General features: G+C 32.3%; 13 protein-coding genes and 1 pseudogene. 7 read left to right on the forward strand and 7 right to left on the reverse strand.

Annotated elements, in window-relative coordinates:
• Positions 1 to 245 precede the first annotated feature (245 nt).
• The 6 genes and pseudogenes from lon to GMC_RS0109175 form a co-directional block, all read right to left on the reverse strand.
• Positions 246 to 2719, reverse strand: a pseudogene (gene lon / locus GMC_RS19560) (endopeptidase La).
• Positions 2720 to 2932: 213 nt separating this feature from the next.
• Positions 2933 to 3604 carry a DUF6252 family protein gene (locus tag GMC_RS0109150; RefSeq protein ID WP_010521845.1) on the reverse strand — a complete coding sequence of 224 codons (672 nt, stop codon included), beginning with the start codon at positions 3602 to 3604 and terminating at the stop codon, positions 2933 to 2935.
• Positions 3605 to 3657: 53 nt separating this feature from the next.
• Complete coding sequence (locus tag GMC_RS0109155; RefSeq protein WP_010521846.1) at positions 3658 to 4968, reverse strand: MFS transporter; 1311 nt, start codon at positions 4966 to 4968, stop codon at positions 3658 to 3660.
• Positions 4969 to 5108: 140 nt separating this feature from the next.
• Positions 5109 to 5381 (reverse strand): T9SS type A sorting domain-containing protein, encoded by a 273-nt coding sequence (locus GMC_RS0109160; protein WP_010521847.1) that lies wholly within the window; start codon positions 5379 to 5381, stop codon positions 5109 to 5111.
• 158 nt (positions 5382 to 5539) lie between these two features.
• On the reverse strand, positions 5540 to 6031 hold the full coding sequence (locus GMC_RS0109165; protein WP_010521848.1) for a hypothetical protein: 492 nt from the start codon (positions 6029 to 6031) through the stop codon (positions 5540 to 5542).
• Positions 6032 to 6324: 293 nt separating this feature from the next.
• On the reverse strand, positions 6325 to 8442 hold the full coding sequence (locus tag GMC_RS0109175) for a family 43 glycosylhydrolase (protein ID WP_010521849.1): 2118 nt from the start codon (positions 8440 to 8442) through the stop codon (positions 6325 to 6327).
• Between the two features lie 741 nt (positions 8443 to 9183).
• Between GMC_RS0109175 and GMC_RS0109180 the strand changes: the two genes are divergently transcribed.
• Together GMC_RS0109180 and GMC_RS0109185 are read left to right on the forward strand one after the other, a co-directional pair.
• Entirely contained in the window at positions 9184 to 10017 is an 834-nt protein-coding gene (locus GMC_RS0109180; protein ID WP_238527957.1) for a helix-turn-helix domain-containing protein, read from the forward strand.
• 396 nt (positions 10018 to 10413) lie between these two features.
• Positions 10414 to 11079, forward strand: coding sequence for a zinc-dependent peptidase (locus tag GMC_RS0109185; RefSeq protein ID WP_040472500.1), 666 nt, complete (start codon positions 10414 to 10416; stop codon positions 11077 to 11079).
• A gap of 68 nt (positions 11080 to 11147) precedes the next feature.
• On the opposite strand, the gene GMC_RS0109190 is transcribed toward GMC_RS0109185, so the two are convergent.
• A complete protein-coding gene (locus GMC_RS0109190) occupies positions 11148 to 12284 on the reverse strand; it encodes a hypothetical protein (protein WP_010521852.1) in 1137 nt (378 codons plus the stop codon).
• A 137-nt stretch (positions 12285 to 12421) separates the two neighbouring features.
• Here GMC_RS0109190 and GMC_RS0109195 point away from each other — a divergent pair, with 137 nt between their 5' ends.
• The 5 genes from GMC_RS0109195 to GMC_RS21250 are packed head-to-tail and all read left to right on the forward strand — an operon-like array spanning position 12422 to position 17577.
• Positions 12422 to 13729 carry a glycoside hydrolase family 117 protein gene (locus GMC_RS0109195; protein ID WP_010521853.1) on the forward strand — a complete coding sequence of 436 codons (1308 nt, stop codon included), beginning with the start codon at positions 12422 to 12424 and terminating at the stop codon, positions 13727 to 13729.
• Between the two features lie 26 nt (positions 13730 to 13755).
• Entirely contained in the window at positions 13756 to 14577 is an 822-nt protein-coding gene (locus GMC_RS0109200) for an SDR family oxidoreductase (protein WP_010521854.1), read from the forward strand.
• A 2-nt stretch (positions 14578 to 14579) separates the two neighbouring features.
• Positions 14580 to 15788: a mannonate dehydratase gene (uxuA, locus tag GMC_RS0109205; protein ID WP_010521855.1), complete on the forward strand. Its 1209-nt coding sequence runs from the start codon at positions 14580 to 14582 to the stop codon at positions 15786 to 15788.
• Positions 15785 to 16918: a glucuronate isomerase gene (uxaC, locus tag GMC_RS19565; protein WP_010521856.1), complete on the forward strand. Its 1134-nt coding sequence runs from the start codon at positions 15785 to 15787 to the stop codon at positions 16916 to 16918. Before uxuA ends, uxaC begins: the two co-directional genes overlap by 4 nt.
• A 5-nt stretch (positions 16919 to 16923) precedes the next feature.
• A complete protein-coding gene (locus GMC_RS21250) occupies positions 16924 to 17577 on the forward strand; it encodes a TRAP transporter large permease subunit (RefSeq protein ID WP_094766278.1) in 654 nt (217 codons plus the stop codon).
• Positions 17578 to 17582 lie beyond the last annotated feature (5 nt).

A 17582-nucleotide genomic window follows, 5' to 3' on the forward strand; every position in this document is an offset into this window, starting at 1 on the left:
TTTACATACTTGATGTATTGAAATATATTTTTTTATCTTCAGTGTAAATAATCATTTTACTTTAGCCTGTAGATCATATAGTGTTTCCCACATTCAATTTGCCAATTGAAAATAAGAACTAGTAACACATGATTCTTCGTAAAGTTGTAGAGGACACTAATATTTACTTTTAAACTAAAAATAAAAAACCAGCATAATTACTAGAATTATGCTGGTTTTTTATTTTTAGTTTAAAGAGGTGTTTTTTAGCCTTTAATTACCTTATAAGCCTTTAAATCCTTCGCATTTTTAACTTTTTGTTTTGTGATGGCTATTTCCAATACTTGACTCATTTCAGAAACATAATGAAAAGTCAACCCTTTCAAATAGTCTTCTTTTATTTCTAAAATATCTCGTCGGTTTTCCTCACAAAGGATCAATTCCTTAATTTTTGCACGTTTTGCAGCAAGGATTTTTTCTTTAATGCCCCCTACTGGAAGTACTTTACCCCGAAGTGTAATTTCACCAGTCATTGCAATGCTCTTTTAACTTTTTTCTGCGTAAGCAATGACACTAATGAGGTCAACATCGTAATACCTGCACTTGGACCATCTTTTGGTGTGGCACCTTCGGGTACGTGAATATGAATATTATAATGGCCAATTATATCGGGATCAATACCCAATGATTCCGCATTTGCCTTAATATATTCGAGAGCAATAGTAGCTGATTCTTTCATCACCTTTCCTAAATTACCCGTAATATTTAAATTTCCTTTGCCTTTTGATAATATGGATTCAATAAATAAAATATCACCACCAACTCTGGTCCAAGCTAAACCAGTTACCACTCCGGCCACATCATTATTTTCGTATTTATCGCGCTCTAACCTTGGTGGTCCTAAAATTTCAACCACATCCCTGATCGTAAGTTTGGAATCATACTCCTGTTCCATCGCAATATTTTTTGCAGTATTACGAACCACTTTGGCTATTTGTTTTTCCAGTCCTCGTACCCCAGATTCTCTAGTATATCCTTCAACAACCTTTTCCAATACTGGTTTGGCTATTTTTAAATTAGTATCTGAAAGTCCATGCTCCTTTAATTGCTTTGGCAACAAATGTTTTTTACCAATCTCAATTTTTTCTTCGATAGTGTAACCAGAAACATTAATGATTTCCATACGATCGCGTAATGCAGGTTGAATGCTTCCCATATTATTAGAAGTAGCAATGAACATTACTTTTGATAAATCGAAACCTAACTCCAAAAAGTTGTCATAGAACTCATTATTTTGTTCTGGATCCAAAACTTCCAGTAGCGCCGATGAAGGGTCTCCTTGATTTCCAGTTGCTAGCTTATCGATTTCATCTAAAACAAATACGGGGTTACTTGTTCCGGCCTTTTTTAAACTTTGAATAATACGACCTGGCATGGCACCAATATAAGTTTTACGATGTCCTCTTATTTCAGCTTCATCCCTTAAACCTCCTAATGAAATGCGTACATATTCGCGACCCAAGGCTTCAGCAACTGATTTACCTAACGATGTTTTACCAACTCCCGGAGGACCAAATAAACACAAAATAGGTGATTTCATGTCGTTTCGTAACTTCAGCACCGCTAAATATTCAATAATGCGCTCTTTTACATCTTCTAAACCATAGTGGTGTTTGTCTAATATTTTTTGAGCGCGCTTTAAATCAAAATTATCTTTACTGTAAGTATTCCAAGGCAATTCCAAAAATAACTCCAAATAATTACGCTGTATTCCGTATTCCGCTACCTGCGGATTCATACGTTGCATTTTTCCCAATTCTTTTTCGAAATGAGTTTTTACCTCTTTGTTCCACTTCTTCTTTTTGCCCTTTTGACGCATTTGCTCCAATTCATCGTCATGCGAAACGCCCCCCAATTCTTCCTGAATGGTCTTTATTTGCTGGTGTAAAAAGTATTCACGCTGCTGCTTATTCATATCATGCTGCACCTTGTTTTGAATATCATTTTTTAACTCAAGCTTTTGGTACTCTAAATTCATAAATTTCAAAGTAGCTAATGCGCGTTCATGCAAACTATTAATTTCTAACAATTGTTGTTTTTCATCAAGTGTCAAATTCATGTTTGACGAAACAAAATTGATTAAAAAGGAATTGCTTTCAATGTTCTTTATTGCAAAAGATGCTTCACTAGGAATGTTCGGACTCTCTTTAATTATTTTTAAAGCCAAATCCTTAATAGAATCAATAATTGCTTTAAATTCTTTATCATTTGCATCAGGACGCTCCTCTTCAACTTCGCTTACCTTAGCCATCATAAAAGGTTCTTCTGCAATTATTTCATCAATTGCAAATCGTTTTTTACCCTGAATGATTACCGTAGTGTTTCCGTCGGGCATTTTGAGCACCTTTAAAATACGTGCTACTACACCTAACGTATTAATATCATCAATAGAAGGTTTTTCAACAGTTTCATCTTTTTGTGAAACTACTCCAATAACTTTATCTCCTTTATTAGCTGCATTAATTAGCTTAATCGATTTATCTCGACCAGCGGTAATAGGAATTACTACTCCGGGAAAAAGTACGGTATTGCGTAATGGTAAAATGGGTAATGCCTCTGGCAAACTCTCTTGTCTAATTTCCTCTTCATCCTCTGGAGTCATCAACGGTATTAACTCAGCATCTTCATTCATATCTTGCAATGACAAATTGTCCAGACTTAGTATTTTCGATTTGGCCATATATATTTATTTGCCAAAATGTCACCACAAGAGCGCATTTTGGTATTTTAATTTTATAATTAATTAGTATAAGCGATGAAATTCAAGCTACTACAAAGATAACTGAACTTTATTAATTACTAAAAATCAATTGTTGTGCCAACCTTTAAAAGAAAAAAGTTTACTAAAACACATAGTAAACTTTTTTTGATTTTTAGCATGTTATGCAATTGCCTATTCAACTGTAATGTGAGCAAAACTCCCTCCAGTAATTTCTACTGAATCACTTGATGCATCAGCTCCATTAACAAAAGCTGTAAATTGGAAAGTTCCTGATACGGTTTCACCATCGTAAATTAATTGTAAAAAACCAGAATTTTCAACCATAGGACTTGTCATAAAAATAGTACCTGATTGGTCTATTTGACCTGTAAAATTTTGCGCTGAATTTACACTGAATGGTTGCGTCATTGGATTGTTGACAGCTATAGTGATTGCATTACCATTTTCATCAATTAAATTAATGGTTAATAATGTTCCGTCAAGTATAGCTGAAAATGAACGTACGTTAAAATCATTTCCATCCAAGTTCCCTATTAAATCACCAGACTCCGCAAACAATTTGCTTAGTGGTGGTGTTCCGCCATCAGGATCAATAGTTACACCACTATCGGGATCTATTTCTAAACCAGTTTCAGGGTCAGTGATAATACCTGTTTGCTCATCAATGACTCCCCCCGTAGGTTGATGAATCAACAAACCTGTTTCAGGATCTCTTACTCCATCAGATATTATTTTTAATCGTTCAATTTGATTTGAATCTAAAAAATCACCAGCACTAGCCTCTTTTTCACAAGATACTAACAACAAAATTGACATAGATACTATAAAAATTACTTTCTTCATGTTCAGGATTTGCTTTTTACTATAATGAAACAAAGTTATCGTTTATTGCATTATTAAGCTACTTTTTTAGGAATTCGAAATAAAAATATGATTCCTAGCAAAAAAAATAACACAAAAAACAAAATTGAAAATCTTGGACTTCCTGTAATATCTCCTAAAATTCCATATAACAGCATTCCAATTACAATTCCTATTTTTTCTGAAACATCATAAAAGCTAAAGTATGAAGTAGTGTCTTTTGAATTAATTGGTAATAATTTAGAATATGTTGAACGCGATAAAGATTGTATTGCACCGATCACTAAGCCAACAAAAGCTGCAGTAATGTAAAATTCTATTGGAGTGTGCACTGTAAACGCATAAAGACAGATGAGTAACCAAATAATGTTTATGCCAATTAAAGTGTTTATATTTCCTGCTTTTTTTGCTATAATCGAAGTGAGCATTGCTCCTAAAATGGCTACTAATTGAATAAGTAAAATACTAATAATTAAACCCAAAGTTGCATCCCCATTTTCCCATGTAATTTCTTCTACTCCAAAATAAGTGGCTACCAACAAAACAGTTTGTACTGCCATACTATACACAAAAAATGCCCCTAAATATCGTTTTAAAGCCAAGTTTTGTTTAATTTGAAGCCAAATAAACTTTAATTCCTTAAATCCGTTAAAAATAATATTATTGGTAATTTTATTTCCATTTTTAAAATTGGGTAGATAAGCATAAGTGTATTGACTAAAAGCAATCCACCAAACGCCAACCAAACCAATGGATATTCGTGTAGGAAGTTCTTTAGTTTCAAACCCAAAAAAAGCATATCCTTCAATTAAACCTAATGCTATAATCAACAGTAAAACGCTTCCTAAATAACCCAAAGAAAAACCTTTTGCGCTTAATTTATCTTGATCATCTGTGTTGGCAATATCTGGTAAATATGAATTGTAAAACACCAAACTAGCCCAAAACCCTATTAAAGCCAAAAAGTAAGAAAGTAACCCAAAAAACAAATGGTCAAGACTTATAAAACTTAAACCAATACATGATAATGCACCTAAATAACAAAAAAGCTGCATAAAAAACTTTTTATTTCCTGCATAATCTGCTATACCTGATAAAATTGGACTTATAATTGCTACTACTAAAAACGCTATTGCGGTAATGTAACTTATTAAAGAATCATTATTGAAATTAATTCCTAAAAATAATACATTATCATTTCCTAAGTCATCCGTAGTAAGGCCACTCCAAAAAATTGGAAAAATAGCTGAAACTATTACTAATGAATATACTGAATTTGCCCAGTCATAAAATGCCCATGCATTCATAACTTTTTTATTTCCTTTACTAAAATTTTTTGTAGCCATAAACCAATACTACAATTTTAGAACTAACAAAACAAAAAAAAGACTACCTTTTCAGATAGTCTATTTTTCTCTTTTTCATATGTTAGCAATTTTAATCCCATGCCACGGACGAAATCTTAGAATCCTATTACACACTAAGACTAATTTTTAAATATCCTGTGAAAAACTTCTCCTTCACCAGACTTTACTTTTATTAAATACAATCCTGTACTTAAATTACTTATATCAAATTTATTTGATGCTGTATTGTTCTGATACACCGTATTTCCTGATACATCATAAACATCTATTTGCTTTTGAAAACTATTTTTACCATTAAAATAAAGCAACCCTTTGGTCGGATTAGGGTAAATAGCATAGCTACCTGACGATTCAAGCGATGCATTATTTACACTTAATACGGCTTCTTTCACATTGGATTCACATTGATCAACCGAAAAGTATTGCGATATTTTACAATTTTATCTTTCTGCTATTAGCAAATAATTTACATTTAGTTTTATAAAATTACTTACAGTTACCGCTGCTGTTACTTGAGTATCATTTACCAAAAATTTTGATCCATCTGAAGCTATTTCAAATAATGAAAGCGCTCCAGGAAAAAACTTTGCGATGAAAAGCCATAGACTAAATTTCTTTCTTCTTTAGGATTACAATTTATTGTTTCATCTTTTACCACACCTAAAGTGATTGATGATGAAATTATGTTTAGTGCTTGGGTTGATGTACAACCATTTGCTGATGTAATTTTAAATTCATATTTACCAGGTGAAAAAGAATTCAATCCAAAACTATTTATTTTAATGTCTGTTTCATTAATTACCGTACTATTTGTAATTTTATCAGTTACCAAGAGATTGAAAGGTGCCATCCCACGTTTAATTTCTACAACTACAACACCGTTACTACTATTACAAGTTGGCTTTAATGTATTTTGAACAGTAAATAATGTAGGGGCTAAAGTACATGCTTCAAAGTTCTGCGAATTTGTAAAGAAAGAGGTTAATAGCAATATTGAAATTATCAATCTATTTAAATAGCCTAAAAGTAAAATTGTAATCACTAAATTGTTTTTTGGTTTGTGCAATTAATACGTCTGATACACAAAAAACCCTACCCCCATTTGTTTAATTATTTTAACAATTAGACAAAAGACAAAAAAAATCTTTAAAAAACACCATATAGGTGGAATTTAAAGATTGAAACGCAAAAAAAGCTGTAAAAAAGTCGTTTCCTAATCAAGATGGCAATTCATAACTTTATTAAAATTGATGATCACTTTAATAAAACTACGCACCAAACCTTAAAAAATAGGTTGTTACTTTTTTTAACAGCTTTTTTTTAAATTTTGATAGACTAGTTTTTTATAAAAACTGTTGAACTCATTTTGGCATTATTACCATTTTTTGTAATCAATATATAGGTACCCGAAACTAATTGCTCAACTCCCACAGATTGTCTTTCATTTTTAAGAGTTCCCTGAAGTACAACTACACCTTTTAAATCCACAATACTATAATGGGTTGCATGACTAATTTTAGAAATATGAATTTGATGTACTGCAGGATTTGGATATACAACAATATTATGATCATCAAGCCCCAATTGCTTAGCCGAAGTGGTTAACTCGACTCTCTTTAAAATTAACTTATCTAAATTCCATTGCCAACGATCATTTCCGTTTGCTATTATTCGAAATGTGTGTGTCCCTTCAGTGATTTCAATAAAGTTACTATTACTATTTAGGTTTATGTAATTCTCCCAATCACCTGTATTTGGAACAACATCTGAAGCCACTTCTACCCCATCAATCAATAGCTGAACGTTCAGGCTTCGACCTCCTGGACTTGCTATCAAATAAGTAAGGTCATAAAAACCCGTTTCAGTAAGATTTATTGAATAATCAGCATAGTCTCCACTATTTACAAAATTAATACCTATTCCAGTTGCATTTACACCATTGAATTCGCCTGGTCTAATTCCGCTAAAGCTTCCTGTTTGAATAAAATCTTCCGCTTCAACAATTAAGTCATTGCCCCCAGTTACAGGAGTTATTGGCTCAGTAGGAATAATCGATTTATTTACTAAATCAAAACGCCTCAAATACATCCAACCTCCTGTAGCTCCGTTAGCAGCTCTTGAAAAGTCTAAATGATGAGATAATCCCCAATCCACCCCAAATTTAGGATCCGTGGTTGATATTTCATTAGGTCTAAAAATCCCTAACGCATCAGGAACTTCATTACCAGCAAAACCAGCAGTCCCTGTTGCCGTACCCATCATTTCAAAATTAACTCCATCCTGAGCAAATTGAATTGAACCTCTTTCAGGACCATCTAACTTTTGAATAATGGCAATACCATTATTATAATTCCACACGCTAACCTCATGACCCGTATTAGTTATTGGATTATATTCAGATTTCACGTAGGGTCCTTCAGGTTGGTCTGCAATCGCCACACCCCATCTAATCTCTCTTTGACCGCAAAAGCGTTCTTCTCCCATTCGTTCACCTTTATAGTATAAGTAAAATTTATCCTTATAAAACATTAAACAAGGATCATGCACTTTATGACTATCAAAATCCCCTTTCACATCTGCTCGAAACCTACTAGTACTCCCTGCTGACCAAACGCCATTATGCGAAGGTCTTAAAATAGGTTCAGACAGCTTTATCCATGGTCCGTTTGGCGAATCTGCCACGGCCATTGCCACATTATTCTTTACTCTTTCTATATATGGAGACTTAACCACTTGGTAAATCAAATAAAATTTATCGTTATGAATAAAAATTTCAGGAGTAAACACAGATCGATCATCAAAAGTACCTGTTTGACCTCTTTCTACAGCAGGCCCCTGCTCTTTCCATTCGTAACCATCGGTTGAAGTGGCGTAATAAACATCTGTATAATCCCATGGAAATACATTATCATTAGGATTATTGGTCCCAAAATAAGTTGAAGTTTGAGTTCTCTTTCTTGAATACCAAACATAATATTTATCATTATATTTAATCACTGCGCTAGGATCCCTTCTGGTAATTAATGAATTAGCCACTAGATCTCCCGTTAAATTAGTTTCTTTGAACACTACGTTCCATTCAGGATTATTTGGAATATTTGGATTGTTGTAATTATTACAGCTTTGCATGTAGGTATTCCAACGTGTTGTGGCTGTACTAATTTTTTTTGCCCTTAATTTGATTTCAAGATTTGTTGCGGGCTGTTGATTGTAAAGTGCTTCAAAAACATAGCCCTCTTTATTAAAATAAAGTGTTTTATCCCCTAATGTAAATGCATTAAAGGAAAACAAACCATTGGCAGTTGTTTTAATGGATAAATCATTTTCTACTAATGTAACTTCTACATTATTTAACGGAACCCCAGTTTCATTATCCGTAATTATACCTGTAAATGTTTGAGCAAACAAGGCACATGATGCAAATATGAGCACCAAAAAAAATAAATTTTTCATAATTATTGATTTATATTGTTACTGTAAAGGTAGTTGGATATTTTTCTTTTCAATAATAATTAAGAAAGTAATAAGTATTTCATCCTTGATGAATCTATAGTGTAGCGTACGAAATATACAGCAGTATATGTTACCTTTTTTAGTATAAAGTGAATGATAATAATAAGCAATTTTCAATAGCTTTAAGCAACTAGCTTCATTGTAACCTATTCATAGCAGAATTTTATAACAATTGAATAGTAAAAAACTATTGTAAGGAAAGCACAAAACATTATTATCATAATATGAATTAGGAGACAAAAATTTAATTTTTATTAACAAGCTATTTTCAAGCTTACCTATTCCACATACTTATATTTATTTCTTTTTAAATTCAAGTACATTTTAATGATATTAATTACTGACCTGTTTATAAACCTTGGAATATTACTGAATATTCTTATACTATTTATTTTATGGAAAAACGGACGTAATGCTTATCATTACAAAATACTATTTAGTATTTTCTTACTATTATTATTTACACTCATCTGTTTTTTGGGTTATATTCATAAAAACAAAATAATTTTTTTTAGTACATTTTTATTTCAGGACGTTATTCCTATAACTATTGGTCCGTTATTATTTTTTTACGTAAAAGCAATTTTTCTTTCCAAAAAAAAGCTATTATATAAAATTAGAACAATTTTTATAATACCTGTGCTTTACGCTGTATTTGCTAGTATTCCCAAACTTATACGCATGCAAAAAGACCCCAACATTTTTAGCCACTTACGGTCAGGTTTAGAAAACGCATTTGCCTTTAGCATTATTTACTCTTTAATATATTGTTTTTTAGCTCTTAAAATTTTAAACAAAGGAAGGCATTTAATTGATAATCACTATTCAAATACTGATAAACTAGATTTAAATTGGTTAAAAAAACTTTTGTACGGCACTATTTTTATTATATGTATTGATATTTCAATAACAATTTTTGAACTTACTGTAGGCGATTTTGAAGGAGCTGTATTTCCAATAGCAATTGTAGTTGTTGTTTTGATTGTACAACTTGCCTATTATGGAGTACTACAAACAGAAGTTTTAACTCCCGAATTTTTATTAAAAAAACATGGCTTATTAGAAAAGGAAGAGGAAATCAACCCTAACAAACTAGAAACCAATATAAATCAGTACGATAATGAAAATGAAATGCTTGATCTAAAACAAAAATTAGAATCAGGAATGCAAAATCAAAAATGGTATGTTGATCCTAGTTTGACTTTACAACCTTTAGCAGACAAACTTTTAATTACCGATAAAAAACTTTCCTATTTACTTAACCAGCATATGAATACTAATTTTTATGATTACGTAAACCAATATAGAGTTGAAGAATTTAAAAATAAATTAAAAAATCCAAAATTTGAACAATACACTTTAATTGGTATTTCTCAAGAATGTGGTTTCACTTCAAAAACAAGTTTTTACAGAGCTTTTAGTAAGTACAACAATATGACTCCATCAAAATATAAGAAAACACTAATTCATACAAAAAATAATATTACCTCATCACTTAACACACCTAAAGCCTAATAATAGTATTGACTAAACTTAAAAGTCCTTACAAATTTTGTAAGTAATATAAACACATTTCCTGCATGTATTATCTGATCAAAAAAATCCTGAATTTTATTTGACTAATTTAAGTTAAAGTGAACATAAAGTAATGACAAGCATTTTATTTAAAATTACTTTACATACTGTCTACTAGGTATCTAGCTAAAAAATATCAGGATTACTAATGATTGATGTAAGATCGAGTATGAACTACTGACTAATATGAGATAATGGCAAGACGTTTAAAATATTTACTAAATTTTAAAGTTCATTAATTATAATTAACTCATAACCTACTTAATATTGCTTATTTCACAAAAAATATATAGTTTTTTTGTTTTCAAAAGCTCACATGACTTCTGTCATCATGTCCTGAGCGAAAACAATGCGTATTATACTGGTTTGAGACTTTCATGTCAAAAAAAATTCCGGATTAAAACACTTTATTTTTTAAATAATATTGACTTTGACTCGGACAGAAATTTTAAAGTTGAGAAATCGATGAAAATTTTAATAGCTAGTGCTTTTGCTCAAATTACTTTTGGATTAAAAAAGGACAAGCTAAAGGTGTTTAAACTTATCAATATAACTCCTGCTCCTTATAGTTACTCTCATTCGGATTTGATTTTTAATGGTGATACCAACTTTGCTACAAAAACAATAAATTTATGCTGGCCAGTAGTTAAAGCAGGTTTTGAGGTGAGTGATAACGCTTTAAACCTTGCTATTCATGAATTTGGACATGCAATTATATTGGAGGATAGCCGTAAAAATTTACGCTATAGAAGGGCTTTAAATGTGAAAGCATTTAGTAGATGGAAACACTTTGCTTTAATAAAGCTCGAAAAAATCAGAGCCAAAAAAAATGTAGTACTTAGGGATTACGGTGGAACAAATATTATGGAATTATTTTCAGTTTGTTTGGAAGCTTTTTTTGAAAACTCCCATCAATTTCATGAAAAAGAAACCAACCTTTACAACAGCATCGTTGAATTGTTAAAACAAGACCTAAGAAATAAACAAAGTCCATTATTATAATGGCAAAAAGTTATCAAAATAAATACAAAAATGTAACTCTGACAACCTAAATCAAATAACACATTTATCTAGTCAAAGGAAATATTTTTCAATAATTCTATATTGGTATCCGACCTTAAGGCACCTTTTACTTTAAAAATTGCGGTAAAATATGTCCCCTCCCCTAATATCTTCTCAAATTGACTTAACTTATTTTTGTCCGAAAAATAGTTAACACATGCATTTATTCCAATATCATGATTAGAAAAAAATAAGAGTTGTACTGTAGCGTCATATCCTTTTATTTTTGAAACAATTGCCAACTCTTCATTATCTACCCTGTAAGGAAATTTAAAAACAGTATCCTTCAACTTTGGATGATTAGAAAAAAACAACAAACTATCCTTTAGTTTAAAATAGGGATTTGCCTGATTAAATAAATTAATAAATGTATTTTCATTTTTAATTGAACCTATATAAATGTTGTTATGCGCTTTAATTTCTTCAATAGAGGTTTTTGAAGAAAATCGAACATTAAACCCCTTATCGTAACTTGAAAAATAATTGGCTAAAGCAACTGCTCCTGTTACAGCCGTATGATTCACATAGCTATAAGGCGGTGGAGCTATTGAATCTTTTAAAGTTGGATGCGAATCAATAAAGGAGTAAAATTGCTCAACTGTATTTATTGAATAATCTCTAGTCCACCCTTTATTACCGGTAATTGTTTTCCCTATAACCCCAAAAACGTCCCCAACAATTAGATTTGTTTTTTTTGCGTTCGAAAAAAATGGTTTCCATATGGATGAAACTGGCGATTTAATCTTCATAAAAAGAACTAAGCCCATAATTAAACATAAAGCTGAAAGAGATATAATTTTTTTGCTCCTTGTTTTGACCAAAGGAATGATTTCATTTGTACCATTTTTTTCAAAAGTAACCTTGTATTGCCCCTTTTCAATTTTTAATTGACAAGCATCATTAGCTCCTTCTTTTTCATAATAATTATTTAATTTTTTTCTTAAATTATACACATTTACACGAACTCGTGTTCCGGGATCTTTAGTTCCAAAAAACTCCAAAGCAATAACCATTTCTTTCAAATCATTCTTATTCTGTGTTGCTTCAAACAAATAATGAAGTAAAGAAATACTTGTTGGCGCATTTAAAAATGAGTCACTTTTACTTATTTTATAAACAATAGCTCTTTTTTCTTCTAAAGTCATAAGACCAATAATTTCAGCGATTTAAAAGCTCAATTAACGGTTATACATACCGTTAAAGCTACGTTAAATATAGATAAATATGAATTAATAAACTTAATTAGCACCTTTGATTGCTCAATTACTAACGAAAACGATGTATGAAAAAATTAATCTTTTCAATTATTATTCCTGTTTTTTTACTTCCCTCTTGTGTAGTATCACAAAAAAAAGAAGCTATTTCTAACACGAAAAGCCCAAAAGAAACTTCGAATAAACCTTTCCCGTTATATTTAAAAAATTTAAAGCAGGATAGGTCATTAAGTGCTGCCATTAAACGCAGTTTTGAAGTATATGAAGCTCCTAGGCTTTTAGATAACGAACTTTACTCCAATTTTAAGTACACCGAACTTAATGGATTTGACTACCACGGTGGCGATGGCACAATTTCAAGGAGAGATCCTTCGAAGATTATTAAAGAAAATGGAAAATATTACGTTTGGTACACTCATCGGCATACTGAAACTGCTCCCCAAGGTTTTGAAAATGCCACTGATAAAATTCCATCGCAGGATTGGGATTTAGCTGAAATTTGGTATGCAACCAGTACTGATGGTTTTACTTGGAAGGAACAGGGTGTAGCCGTACCTAGACCTCCAAAACCTAATCCAGGGTGGCGCTCAGTAGCCACAGCAGACATTTTAAAATTCAAAAACAAATATTACTTATATTATCAGGCGTTTGATGCTCCTAGTGGAAAATATGACAAAAAAAGAGATGCCTATGACATTTGTCCTGTTGCTTTGTCCTGGGCAAATTCACCTGACGGTCCTTGGACTGCTTTAGACAACGTAGTGATCCCATTTGGTAAGGAAAATGAATGGGACTATCGTGTTATCCACGATCCGAATCCATTGGTACATAATGGTAAAATTTACATTTATTATAAATCCGGTATGGATAAACGCGATGCTAATCGTCAGTTTTGGGATGCTTGGGGGGTAACTATTGCAGATCATCCTGAAGGTCCTTTTGTTAAGCATCCATTAAATCCAGTAATGAACTCAGGCCATGAAACTATAGTTTTTCCATTTAAAGAAGGTGTTGCCGCCATTGCCAATACTGATGGAATTGAACATTATACCATTCAATATGCCAAAGATTGGGTCAATTTTCAAATAGCCTCTGTTACACAACTATTGCCTACAGCTGCAGGTGTTTATTCTCCTGACGCTTTTGACGATGACAAAGATGGTGATGGAATTACATGGGGGCTTTCCCATTTTATTAATGCTGGAAATAATTGGAATAAAATGTATACTAAATTAGGCAGATTTGATTGTGATTTGAGTCAAAAGGTAAATGATCCAAGTTTGAAAAAATCTAATATTTTATTGCCAAATGAGTTATATTTTAGTCAAGGGTTAACTCCAGAACAACGCAAAAGAATCGAAGCCCGAAACCCTTAATTCGTTTCAACCTAAAGTTATAATAGATGAGATTAAAATATAAAGTAATCGTAATCACTGGTGGATCGGGAGTTCTATGTAGCCAAATGGCAATTCATTTGAGTAAATTAGGTGCTAAAATTGTACTATTAGGTAGAACCATAAGCAAACTTGAAGCTGTTGAAAAACAAATTATAGAAGCTGGTGGTGTAGCACTAAGCTATGCTGCCGATGTATTGGATAAAGAAGCCTTACTTACAGTACACAGCGAAATTATTGACCGCCTTGGCACTTGTGATATTTTAATTAATGGTGCTGGAGGAAATCATCCCGAAGCTACTACAGCAAATACGCGTTTTGGTGAAAATGAGATAGCAGGGAAAACTTTTTTTGATTTAGATCATAAAGCGGTGGGTAATGTATTTAATATTAATTTTTTAGGTACATTTTTACCCTCACAAATATTCGGACAAGACATGATCGGCAAAGAAGGATGTAGTATTATTAATATTTCATCTATGAGTGCCTTTTCTCCAATGACAAAAGTTATGGCTTACAGTGCTGCAAAAGCTGCAATTTCAAACTTTACAGAATGGATGGCTGTACATTTTGCTTCTGCAAATATTCGAGTAAATGCTATTGCACCAGGTTTTTTCTTAAGTGAACAAAATAGAAAGCTATTAACGCATGAAGATGGAAGCCTTACCTATAGAGGAAATACAATTATCGGTCAAACACCTATGCGTAGGTTTGGAAATCCAGAAGATTTATTAGGAACATTAGAATGGCTATGCGGCAGCGGAACGGCTTTTGTAACAGGTATCGTGGTTCCTGTAGATGGTGGATTTAATGCCTTTAGCGGCGTATAATTATGGAACAATTTGAACAAACATGGCGTTGGTACGGACTTACTGATCCTGTAAGTCTAAACGACGTAAAACAAGCTGGAGCTACAGGTATAGTTTCTGCTTTACACCATATTCCTAACGGTGAGGTATGGTCTGTTGAGGAAATTCAAACTCGAAAATCAATTATTGAGAAAGCTGGACTTCGTTGGAGTGTTGTTGAAAGTGTACCTGTACATGAAGATATTAAAAGACAGTCAGGTAATTTTAAGACTTATATAGAAAATTATAAGCAAACGCTTATTAACCTAGGAGAATGTGGTATAGATACTGTATGCTATAATTTTATGCCTGTTGTTGATTGGACTAGGACTAACCTTGATTATCCATTTAAAGACGGATCAACTTGTTTAGGCTATAGCAAATGGGACATGGCTGCCTTCGAATTGTATTTGCTTAAACGACCAGGTGCTATTGAGACCTATTCTAAAACAGAAATAGAAAAAGCTAAAAAACATTTTGATAATTTAAGTGAACTACAAAAAAAGCAAATTACTGATAGTATTATTGCGGGGCTTCCTGGTTCTTCTAAAGGCTATGAAATCGATGAAAAATTTGCTTTAGAAAATTTTCAAAAACTTCTAGATTCTTACAATGATATTAATGTCGATCGAATGAAAGAGCATTTGTATTATTTTTTATCGGAAATTACACCTGCTGCCGAAAAATCGGGAGTTCGTTTGTGTATTCACCCCGACGACCCACCATTTTTCATTTTAGGATTACCTAGAGTAATGAGTACCGCCAAAGATGTTAGAGATTTATTTAGAAACGTAGATCACCCAAATAACGGACTTACATTTTGTACTGGATCATTTGGTGCGCGTGAAGACAATGATTTAATAGAAATGGTTAAGGAATTTGGTTTCAGAATTCATTTTGTACACCTGCGAGCTACTAAACGAGATGACGAGGGAAGCTTTTATGAAGCCGATCATTTAGATGGTGATATTGATATGTTTGGGGTTATGAAAGCTTTAATAGAGGAACAAAATCGACGCAAATTAAATGGTAGAAGTGACTTGCGTATGCCCTTTAGGCCCGATCATGGTCACCGAATGCTGCACGACTTGAAAACTAAAGGAAACCCTGGTTATATGGAGATAGGAAGATTAAGAGGACTTGCTGAACTAAGAGGTTTAGAATTAGGAATCAGAAAATCTATGATTTCATGAAAACATTTTTAGACGCTAATTTTTTATTGACCAATAAGGTTGCCGAGAAGCTTTATCATGATATTGCTTCCAAAATGCCTATTATTGATTACCACAATCATTTGCCACCAAATGAAATAGCTAATAACCGTCAATATGCCAATATTTCGCAAGCTTGGTTAAATGAAGATCACTACAAATGGCGAGCAATGCGTGCCAACGGTATAGATGAACACTATATTACAAGAAACGCCTCTGACAAAGAAAAGTTTTTAAAATGGGGGGCTACTGTTCCTTATACATTAAGAAATCCGCTGTATCATTGGACTCATTTAGAACTACAAGGGTATTTCGATATTCATGAGTTACTGAATAAAGAAAACGCTAGTAGCATTTACGAAATTACATCTGCTATACTGCAAAAGCCAGATATGAGTTGTCAAGGGATTTTGAAACAAAAAAACGTAGAAGCCTTATGTACTACTGATGATCCTATTGATGATTTAGCGCATCATCAATTCATCAAAAAGAACAACGCGTACACAAAGGTTTTCCCCACTTTTCGACCTGAAACTGCAATTAGTATTTCTGATTTATCCTACATCAATAAGCTAAGTGGTGTTACTAAAATAAACATTAAATCTACTGATGATTTATTAGAAGCTTTACAGCAAAGAATAGATTATTTTCATAATAATGGCTGCAGATTATCAGATATCAGTTTCGAGAAATTTCCTGAATTAACAAGCGAAATTGAAGCTAAAATAAGCTTCAAAAGATTTTTAAACAAGCAACAACTTACCCCAAAACAAAAAGAAAATACACAAGCCTATCTTCTTATTGAAGTATGCAAGTTATACCATAAAAAAAACTGGACGCAACAGTTCCATATAGGAGTTGTTCGAAATAATAATTCAAGAGCAAAAAATAAATTAGGTCCCGATACAGGCTTCGACTCTATGAGCGATGTTTTACAAGGGCATGCTTTAATGCACTTTTTAGATCGTATGGACAGTGCTGACCAATTGGCAAAAACCATTTTATACAATCTTAATCCTCGAGATAATGACTTGTTTGCAAATGCTATTGGTAATTTTCAAGGTGGAAAAATTGCAGGAAAAATTATCCCCGCGGAAAAAATTCAACTTTAAAAGATTTGTATACTACATTTATTAAAGCCGTACCAAGTTTATTGCTGTTGGTAATTGTAATCGGCGGAATCGTGTTTAGTGTATTTACAGCTACTGAAGCTTCAGGAATTGCGGTACTGTATGCATTAATTTTATCTTTTATATATAAAGAATTAAGTAGTAAAAAATTAGAACGTATAGCATTAAATTCAATAACTACATCCACAGTTGTTACACTACTAATTGCCTGTTCAATGAGTATGTCGTGGGTAATGGCTTTTGAAAATATTCCGCAAGCTATTACTGATGCTTTATTACAATTTTCTTCTAATAAAATACTATTACTACTTTTAATTAATTTATTATTGTTAATAGTAGGAGTTTTTATGGATATGACTCCTGCGGTACTCATTTTTACTCCTATTTTTTTACCGATAGTTACAAGCCTTGGCATAAACCCTATCCACTTCGGAATTATTATGGTTATGAATTTGTGTATAGGTCTCTGTACTCCTCCTGTAGGGTCGGTATTATTTGTAGGAATGGGAATTGCCAATGTTTCACTATCCAAAATTTTGAAGCCATTAACCCCACTATTTATTGTAATGATAGTAGTGTTGCTATTGGTTAGTTTTATCCCCGAAATTAGCCTGTGGCTACCTAGTTTGTTTACTAATTAAATCGA

The sequence above is a fragment of the Aquimarina agarivorans genome, assembly GCF_000218485.1.
GTDB lineage: Bacteria > Bacteroidota > Bacteroidia > Flavobacteriales > Flavobacteriaceae > Aquimarina > Aquimarina agarivorans.